This window comes from Caulobacter endophyticus (genome assembly GCF_003116815.1).
Taxonomy (GTDB): Bacteria; Pseudomonadota; Alphaproteobacteria; order Caulobacterales; family Caulobacteraceae; genus Caulobacter; species Caulobacter endophyticus.
The window spans coordinates 1-7667 of the sequence record NZ_QDKQ01000022.1; the positions used below are offsets into that span (position 1 = coordinate 1).

The 7667-nt window shown below is 71.6% G+C and carries 8 protein-coding genes; 4 read left to right on the forward strand and 4 right to left on the reverse strand.

Annotated elements, in window-relative coordinates; all coding sequences use genetic code 11:
* Positions 1–175: 175 nt before the first annotated feature.
* The gene (locus tag DDF67_RS04110; protein WP_109099671.1) at positions 176–490 is read right to left on the reverse strand and encodes a YciI family protein; all 315 of its coding nucleotides are present in this window, start codon (positions 488–490) and stop codon (positions 176–178) included.
* A gap of 3 nt (positions 491–493) precedes the next feature.
* Positions 494–841, reverse strand: coding sequence for a YciI family protein (locus DDF67_RS04115; RefSeq protein ID WP_109099672.1), 348 nt, complete (start codon positions 839–841; stop codon positions 494–496).
* Between the two features lie 195 nt (positions 842–1036).
* On the opposite strand from DDF67_RS04115, the gene DDF67_RS04120 reads away from it, so the two are divergent.
* Positions 1037–2563 carry a DUF2235 domain-containing protein gene (locus DDF67_RS04120; protein WP_146197952.1) on the forward strand — a complete coding sequence of 509 codons (1527 nt, stop codon included), beginning with the start codon at positions 1037–1039 and terminating at the stop codon, positions 2561–2563.
* Between the two features lie 18 nt (positions 2564–2581).
* On the opposite strand, the gene DDF67_RS04125 is transcribed toward DDF67_RS04120, so the two are convergent.
* Entirely contained in the window at positions 2582–3916 is a 1335-nt protein-coding gene (locus DDF67_RS04125; protein WP_109099673.1) for a dihydroorotase, read from the reverse strand.
* A 116-nt stretch (positions 3917–4032) separates the two neighbouring features.
* Here DDF67_RS04125 and DDF67_RS04130 point away from each other — a divergent pair, with 116 nt between their 5' ends.
* The 3 genes from DDF67_RS04130 to DDF67_RS04140 all read left to right on the forward strand — a co-directional run bounded on the left by DDF67_RS04130 (position 4033) and on the right by DDF67_RS04140 (position 6389).
* Entirely contained in the window at positions 4033–4494 is a 462-nt protein-coding gene (locus DDF67_RS04130) for a MarR family winged helix-turn-helix transcriptional regulator (protein WP_109099674.1), read from the forward strand.
* Positions 4491–5261: an enoyl-CoA hydratase gene (locus DDF67_RS04135; RefSeq protein ID WP_109099675.1), complete on the forward strand. Its 771-nt coding sequence runs from the start codon at positions 4491–4493 to the stop codon at positions 5259–5261. The genes DDF67_RS04130 and DDF67_RS04135 overlap by 4 nt, the downstream gene beginning before the upstream one ends.
* 162 nt (positions 5262–5423) lie before the next feature.
* Entirely contained in the window at positions 5424–6389 is a 966-nt protein-coding gene (locus tag DDF67_RS04140; protein ID WP_109099676.1) for an SDR family NAD(P)-dependent oxidoreductase, read from the forward strand.
* A 138-nt stretch (positions 6390–6527) separates the two neighbouring features.
* Here the strand turns inward: DDF67_RS04140 and DDF67_RS04145 are convergent, their stop codons facing one another.
* Entirely contained in the window at positions 6528–7430 is a 903-nt protein-coding gene (locus tag DDF67_RS04145) for a motility-associated ABC transporter substrate-binding family protein (protein WP_109099677.1), read from the reverse strand.
* Positions 7431–7667 lie beyond the last annotated feature (237 nt).

The following is a 7667-nucleotide window of genomic DNA, read 5'->3' on the forward strand; positions in this document are numbered from 1 at the left end:
GCGTACAGCCAGGCGGCCGGCTGGCGCGGCGCCCCGTCGCGCGGCCAGGCCGCGGCCGCGCGGGCGCAGGCCTCGGCGAAGCCGTCCTCGGCCAGGTCGAGATCGCGGAAGCCGGCGGCCAGGGCGGCGATGATCCGTCCGCCGTCGCGCCGCGCCGCCTGGTCGAGCTCGGGGCTCACGCCGGCTCCGCCAGGGGCCGCACCTCGACCGCGCCATCGCCCAGCGGCAGGCGGCGAGCCCAGGCCAGGGCCGCGTCCAGGTCGCCGGCCTCGATCAGGTAGAGTCCCGCCAGCGGCTCGCCCGCCTCGGCGTGGGGGCCGTCGTGCAGGGGACGGTCCCGCCGCAGGGTGGTGGCCGCGCCCGGGCCCCGGAAGCCCGCCCGCCCCCGCAGGACCCCCGCGCTCGCCAGGGCGGCGGCGAAGGTCCTGCGCACCGGCGCCAGCAGGGACGCGGCGGCTTCGTCCTCATAGATCAGCAGGGCGTAGCGCACGGCCTAGCCGCAGTTCTCGCCCGTGGGCCGGATCTCGACCTTGCCGCCGGGCGACAGCGGGATCTTCCGCGCCCAGTCGACGGCGGCCTCGCGGTCGGCCACGTCGATCAGGTAGAAGCCGCCCAGTTGCTCATGGGTCTCGGCGAAGGGGCCGTCGTGGACCACCCCGTCCTTGGCCAGGGTCGAGGCCGCGGCCGTGGGCGCCAGTTCCGACCCCGTCCAGGCGACGCCGGCGGCTTCGAGGTCGTCGGTGAACTTCATGTGCCCGGCCAGCACGTCGGCCAGCAGGGTCTCGCCCGCCTCGCCGGCGTAGTGCGCCTCGGTTTCGTAGATCAGCAGCATGTACTTCATCGCGGCTCTCCGGTCGCTGCGGCGCACCGCGCGCCGCCTCAGGGGAGAGACGCGCGGACCGGGCGCCATTCGACAGGCCCGGCGAAAAAAGTCGAGCCCGCCGCGCGGCGCCCCGTCATTTACCCCTGGGTTCATTGCGCATACTCTCGCGCAAAGATTGCATCCCCTTTCTTCTGGGGAGAGGGGGAGGCGGCGATGATCAGGTTGGCGGTGTTCTGCGACGGCACCTGGAACGGCCTGCAGATGCAGAACCTGACCAATGTGGCGCGGCTGGCGCGCTCGGTGGTGCGCGATCCGCCCGACGGCGTGGCGCAGGTGGTCTATTACGACGAGGGCGTGGGCACCGCGACCGGGGTCAGCCGCACCAGCGACCGGCTGGAAGCCATCCTCGGCGGGGCGTTCGGCGCCGGCCTCGACCGCAAGATCGAGCAGGCCTACCGCTTCATCGTCCTGAACTACAAGGAGCCGGACGACGAGATCTTCATCTTCGGCTTCAGCCGCGGCGCCTACACCGCCCGCAGCCTGTGCGGCCTGATCCGCAAGTGCGGCATCCTGCGGCCCGAGCACCTGCAGCGCGTGCCCGAGGCCATGGCGCTCTATCGCAACCGCAAGATCCACCCCGCCGGTCCCGAGTGCCAGGAGTTCCGCGACCGCTATTCCCGGCGCGAGGTGGTGGGCAGCGAGGACCTGCGGCGCAAGGTCGGCGAGACCACGCCCCGGCGGGCGGCCGGCGCGCCCGACGATGAAGAAGGCCTGCTGACCGACGACGTGCGCCGCCGCCGCGCGGTGCGCATCCGCTATCTGGGCCTGTGGGACACGGTCGGCTCGCTGGGCGTGCCCGACCGTTTCATGCTGCTGTCGGCCTTGAACCGGCGCTTTCGCTTCCACGACACCGAGGCCTCGAAGCTGATCGAGAGCCTGCGCCACGCCATCGCCGCTGACGAGGACCGCCGCACCTTCAGCGCCACGCCGTTCTCGAACATCCGCGACCTGAACATCACCGCCACCGAGGAGCTGAACGTCGGGATCAAGGCCGCCAATGCGCGCTCGACCAAGGCGGGTCGGGCGACCGCGCCCCTGGCCCAGGTCGTCGACCGCAAGGCGCCTGGCTACATCCCCTACGACGAGCGGCGCTATCAGCAGAAGTGGTTCCCCGGCGACCACGGGGCGGTGGGCGGCGGCAATTTCGAGCTGGGCCTGTCGAGCGCCGCCCTGCTGTGGGTGGCCCAAGGCGCCCAGGAGGCGGGCCTGGCCTTCGACGACCGGCCGGAGGGCGAGCTGGCCCAGGCCGGCGACCTGGCCAATCCGCTGGTCGACTGGCGGATCGGCAGCCGCCCCGGAACCCTGCGCCCCGCCTGGGCCACCGACATGCTGGGCATGATCGGCGGCTATCGCTCGCGCGCCGTGTCGATCGGGCGCGACGAGGTGCATCCGGGCGCGCGCCTGCGCTGGAGCCGCATGGCCCACTATCGCCCCAAGGTGTTCTCGCCCTTCACCGGCGAGACGAGGCTGGGCCCGCACCGCTATGTCGAGCTGGTCACCGGCCCGCCGTTCCGGCTGCTGTTCGTGCTGGCGCTCATCGCCGGCGGGCTGCTGGTGCTGTGGCTGCTGGGCGTGCTCGCCCACGAGCTGTTGCGGCTGCTGCCCTTCGGCCTGGGCGCTCCGGCGGCCGACGCCCTGGCGGGCGCCGGCGACTGGGTGCGCGGCCTGTTTCGGCGCTAGGCGCGCGCTCCAGAAAGCCTAGCGGGCCAGGGTTTCGAGGAAGCGCACCGGCTCGCCGCGGCCCTCGGCCACGATCTCGTCGTCGCGCATGACCACGATGCCGCGCACGATGGTGGCCACCGGCCAGGCCTTGGCCTCGAAGCCGTCGAACGGGGTCCAGCCGGCGCGGTTGGCCATCTGCTCGTGGGTGATCGTTCGCTTGGCCTTCATGTCGACGATGGTGAAGTCGGCATCGAAGCCTTCGGCCAGGCGGCCCTTGTCGGCCAGGCCGAACACGCGGTTGACGCCATGGCTGGTCAAATCAACGAAGCGCTCGAGGGAAAGCTTGCCGTCGACCACGTGGGTCAGCATCACCGGCACCAGGGTCTGCACGCCCGGCATGCCCGACGGCGAGGCCGGGTACGGGCGGGCCTTCTCCTCGCGGGTGTGCGGGGCGTGGTCGGAGCCCAGCACGTCGGCGATGCCGGCCTCGATGCCGCGCCAGACGCCGGCCACGTGATAGGCGTCGCGGATAGGCGGGTTCATCTGGGCGAAGCCCTTCAGCCGCTCATAGGCTTCCGGCGCCACCAGGGTCAGGTGCTGGGGCGTGACCTCGACCGAGGCCACGTCCTTGTTCTGGGCCAGGAAGTCGATCTCTTCCTTGGTGGTGACGTGCAGCACGTGGATGCGCTTGCCCAGGTTCTTGGCGATGCGCACCAGGCGGTGGGTCGACTGCAGGGCGGCCTGGGCGTCGCGCACCTCGGGGTGGCTGGTCCAGTCGCCGGGACGCGCCAGGCTGCGGCGCTCGGCCAGGCGGTATTCGTCTTCGGAGTGGAAGGCCGCGCGGCGGTTCACGTGGCGCAGCACGTTCTCGACGCCTTCGTCGTCCTGCACCAGCAGGCTGCCAGTCGAGGCGCCCATGAACACCTTGATGCCGCAGCAGCCCGGCAGGCGCTCCAGCTCACCCAGGAAATTGGCGTTCTCGTGGGTGCCGCCGACATAGAAGGCATGGTCGGTGTGCATCCGGTTCCTGGCGCGCGAGAGCTTGTCGGCCAGGGCGTCCGGATCGGTGGTGGTCGGCTCGGTGTTGGGCATCTCGAAAACGGCCACCACGCCGCCGAGGGCCGCGCCGCGCGAGCCGCTTTCCAGGTCTTCCTTCCATTCCAGGCCTGGTTCGCGGAAGTGGACCTGGCTGTCGATGACGCCCGGCAGCACGGTCAGGCCCGCAGCGTCGAACACCTCGCCGGCGCTGGCCTGGGACAGGTCGCCGATGGCGACGATCTTGCCGTCGCGAACGCCGACGTCGGTGACGCCGCGCCCGGCGTGGTTCACCACCTCGCCCCCACGGACGATCAGGTCGAAGGTCTGGGACATGGGGCGCTCCTGCGGTGGGTTTGGGGCGGTCTAGGTCTGCTGCGAGCGGGAGGCAACAGGTTTCGAGAGAAACGGGCGTTTGATATTTCGTGCGCGAAGTATATGATCACGCCGTCATGCCAGCCCCGCCCGAACCCAAGCCCGATCGCCGCCTCGTCTTCCTGCTCGCCGCCGGCCACCGGCGCGTGCAGCGCTGGATCGAGGCCAGGCTGGCGAGCGAGGGCAACGGCCTGACCTCGGCCCAGTCGGGGGTGCTGTTCTATCTGGGCGCCGCCGACGGCGCCCTGATCGGCGAGGCGGCCGAGGCCCTTGATCTGGCCCCCTCGGCCATGACCGGCCTCGTCGACCGCATGACCCGCGCGGGTCTGGTCGAACGCCGGTCCGACCCCAAGGACGGCCGGGCCCTGCGCCTGCACCTCACCGACCACGGCCGCGCCGCCCGGGCCGAGGCCAAGGCGGGCCTCGCCCATCTCAACACCCACCTCACCGAAGGCTTCACGGACGACGAGATCGCCGTGGTCGCCCGCTGGCTTTCGAGCCTGCAGACCAAGTTCCCCAAAGGAGACGCCCCCCAATGACCGAGCACGTGAAGACCAGCCTCGAGGCCGGCGTGCTGACCATCACCCTGGCGCGTCCCGAGAAGAAGAACGCGCTCAGCAACGCCATGTACGGCGCCCTGGCCGACGCGCTGGAAGGCGCCGAGACCGATCCGGAAATCCGGGTGGTGGTGTTCCAGGCCGATGGCGACAGCTTCAGCGCCGGCAACGACCTGGGCGACTTCGTGGCCCAGGCCACCGGGACCTTCCAGGAGGAGCGCCATGTCTGGCGGTTCCTGAAGGCCCTGGCCAACGCCACCCGGCCGCTGGTCGCCGCCGTCCATGGCCAGGCCGTGGGCGTGGGCACGACCATGCTGCTGCACTGCGACCTGGTCTTCGTCGCGCCCGACGCCCGCCTGACCGTGCCGTTCGTCAACCTGGCCCTGGCGCCGGAGGCCGCCTCCAGCTGGCTGCTGCCGGCCCGCATCGGTCATGCCCGCGCCTACGCCATGTTCGCCCTGGGCGAGGCGGTGGACGGAACGACCGCCGCCGCCTGGGGCCTGGCCAACGCCGTGGTTCCCGCCGACGAGCTGCGCGCGCGGGCCCGCGCCGCCGCCGACCAGCTGGCCAAGCGCCCTCTGGGCGCCCTGACCGTCACCAAGGGCCTGATGCGCGACGCCGAGGCCATCGCCGCCCTGATGGACAAGGAAGGCGCCCTCTTCGCCGAGCGCCTGCAGACCGCCGAGGCCCGCGAAGCCTTCATGGCCTTCGCCGAACGCCGCGCGCCAGACTTCAGCAAGGCGGGGTAAGCCAAGGATCCTCCCCCTCTGGGGGAGGTGTCGCCAAAGGCGACGGAGGGGGGGCGTTTTCAGCTTACGCTGAGCGGGTTTAGTTCGCCACACTCCCCCCACCGATCGCTGCGCGATCGCCTCCCCCACGGGGGGAGGTTCAAGAACAAAGGGAGAGGAAACATGGCCGACCGCATCGTCTCGCCCTTCGGGGCGCGCAGCACCGCCGGCGAGGTGGTCGCCGGCCATGACCTTTCCGGCCGCACGGCGATCGTCACCGGCGCGGCCACCGGCATCGGGATCGAGACCGCCCGCGCCCTGGCGCAGGCCGGCGCGCGGGTGGTGATCGCCGCCCGCAAGCCCGACCTCGCCGCCCAGGCCATCGCCGATATCGAGGCCACAGCCGGCCCCGGCAAGGCCGAGTTCGCCATGCTCGACCTTTCCAGTCTGGCCTCGGTGCGCGCCTTCGCCGACGCCTGGGGCGACCGGCCGCTGAACCTGCTGATCAACAACGCCGGCGTCATGGCCTGCCCGCTCGCCTACACCGAAGACGGGCTGGAGATGCAGATCGGCACCAACCACTTCGGCCACTTCCTGCTGTCGACGCTGCTGGCGGAAAACCTGGTCGCGGGAGCCCAGGAGGCCGGTGTGCATTCGCGGCTGGTGTCGCTGTCGTCGATCGGCCATCGCCGCTCGGGCGTCGATTTCGACGACCCGCACTTTCGCCACCGGCCCTACGACAAGTGGGAGGCCTACGGCCAGGCCAAGACCGCCAACAGCCTGTTCGCCGTCGGCTTCGACGCGCGCTTCAAGGACCAGGGCGTACGGGCCAACGCGGTCATGCCCGGCGGCATCATGACCCCGCTGCAGCGCCACCTGCCGATCGAGGAGCAGGTCGCCCTGGGGTGGATCGGCGATGACGGCAAGCCGCGCGACGGCTTCAAGACGCCGCAGCAGGGCGCGGCCACCAGCGTCTGGGCGGCGGTCGGCCCCGAACTCGACGGCGCCGGCGGGCTCTATCTGGAAGACTGCAAGCAGGCCCTGCCCTGGACCAAGGACAAGCCCTGGGCCGGTGTCATGCCGCACGCCCTGGACCCCGACGCGGCCGAGCGGCTGTGGGGGCTGTCGGTGGAGACGGTGGGGCAATAGGAACCTCCCCCTCTGGGGGAGGCGGCCGAAGGCCGGCGGGGGGCCGTTCTCAGCTTCCGGCGAGGGTGGCCGATTTCCAGAAAACTCCCCCCACCGATCGCTTCGCGATCACCTCCCCCACAGGGGGAGGTTCCCTGATCAGCCTTGCTTCGACAACCAGTGCAGCACGTTCAGCAGGAACGCCTTGTTTTGCGGCGCGGTCGGGGCGTTGAAGCCCATCCTGCGCCTCTGAGGGCCGGCGACCTGGGCGGTGAACATCGCCGCCTCGCCCATCACCACAACCCGCCCCTTGCCGACGCTGAGCGCCGCGCCGCGCAACAGGCCGTCGCCGTCGTGGCGGGGGGTCTTGTCGTCGAACACCCAGGCCTTGTCCGGCATGGCCACGCTCCAGCCGCCGCGCAGCACCAGCAGCGGCTGGGCCTGCGGCGGGGCCCGGAACGACGAGCCGGTGAAGCTCTGCAACCGGTCGATCCCCCGCGTGATCGGATGGTCGAGCATCGAGCCGTCGCCGCGCTGGAAGAACTCCGGCCCGCCGCCGGTCTTCTGGGCGAAGCCGTTGTCGAAGTCGAAGCCGAAGGCCCTGGCCAGGGGCTCGGCCCCGCCTGGGAAGGGCATGTGGTCGGCGATCAGCAGCAGGGCGCCCCCGGCCTCGACCCAGGCCTTCACCTCGGCGACCTCCTCGGCCGTATAGGCGCCGGGCGTGGGCAGGCTCCAGTTGCCCAGGTTCACCGCCGCCAGCGGATTGGCGACCACCAGCAGGTCGACCTCCGACAGGGCGATTTTGTTGAAGCGCATGCCCAGGCCCGAAACCCGGTAGCCGTCGGCCCTGGCCACCGCCGCGAACGGGGCGAACCGGCCCTCCACGGTGTGGAAGTTGTTGTGGCCCTGATCGATGGCCAAGCGCGGCCCCTTTTCGGGCGCGAAGGCGGGATGGACGACCGACAGGTCGGCGCCGGCGTCGGCCTCCTGCTGGCGAGCCTGGGCCTGCCCGACCACCAGGGCGCCGGCGGCGACGGAAAGCAGGAACAGTCGACGGCGCATGGCGCGGATCCCCCGAGAACTGCGGGCCACCCTACCCTGCGCCAAGGCAAAGAAAAGGCCGCGGAGCGCAAGCCCCGCGGCCTTCTCGTTTCGATCTTGCATGCCAGCCTTAAGGCTTGGCGGGCGCGGCGGCGGGCTTGTCGGCGGTCGCAGGCGCCGGGGCGGTCGCCGCGGCGGAAGCCGGAGCGCCCGCGGCGGGAGCGGCGGCGCCTTCAGCGGCCGGAGCCGCAGCCGCAT

Coding starts and splice junctions, on each gene's coding strand:
- DDF67_RS04130 (WP_109099674.1), top strand. CDS start 4,033: ATGCCAGCCCCGCCCGAACCCAAGCCCGATCGCCGCCTCGTCTTCCTG.
- DDF67_RS04125 (WP_109099673.1), bottom strand. CDS start 3,916: ATGTCCCAGACCTTCGACCTGATCGTCCGTGGGGGCGAGGTGGTGAAC.
- DDF67_RS04140 (WP_109099676.1), top strand. CDS start 5,424: ATGGCCGACCGCATCGTCTCGCCCTTCGGGGCGCGCAGCACCGCCGGC.
- DDF67_RS04120 (WP_146197952.1), top strand. CDS start 1,037: ATGATCAGGTTGGCGGTGTTCTGCGACGGCACCTGGAACGGCCTGCAG.
- DDF67_RS04145 (WP_109099677.1), bottom strand. CDS start 7,430: ATGCGCCGTCGACTGTTCCTGCTTTCCGTCGCCGCCGGCGCCCTGGTG.
- DDF67_RS04115 (WP_109099672.1), bottom strand. CDS start 841: ATGAAGTACATGCTGCTGATCTACGAAACCGAGGCGCACTACGCCGGC.
- DDF67_RS04135 (WP_109099675.1), top strand. CDS start 4,491: ATGACCGAGCACGTGAAGACCAGCCTCGAGGCCGGCGTGCTGACCATC.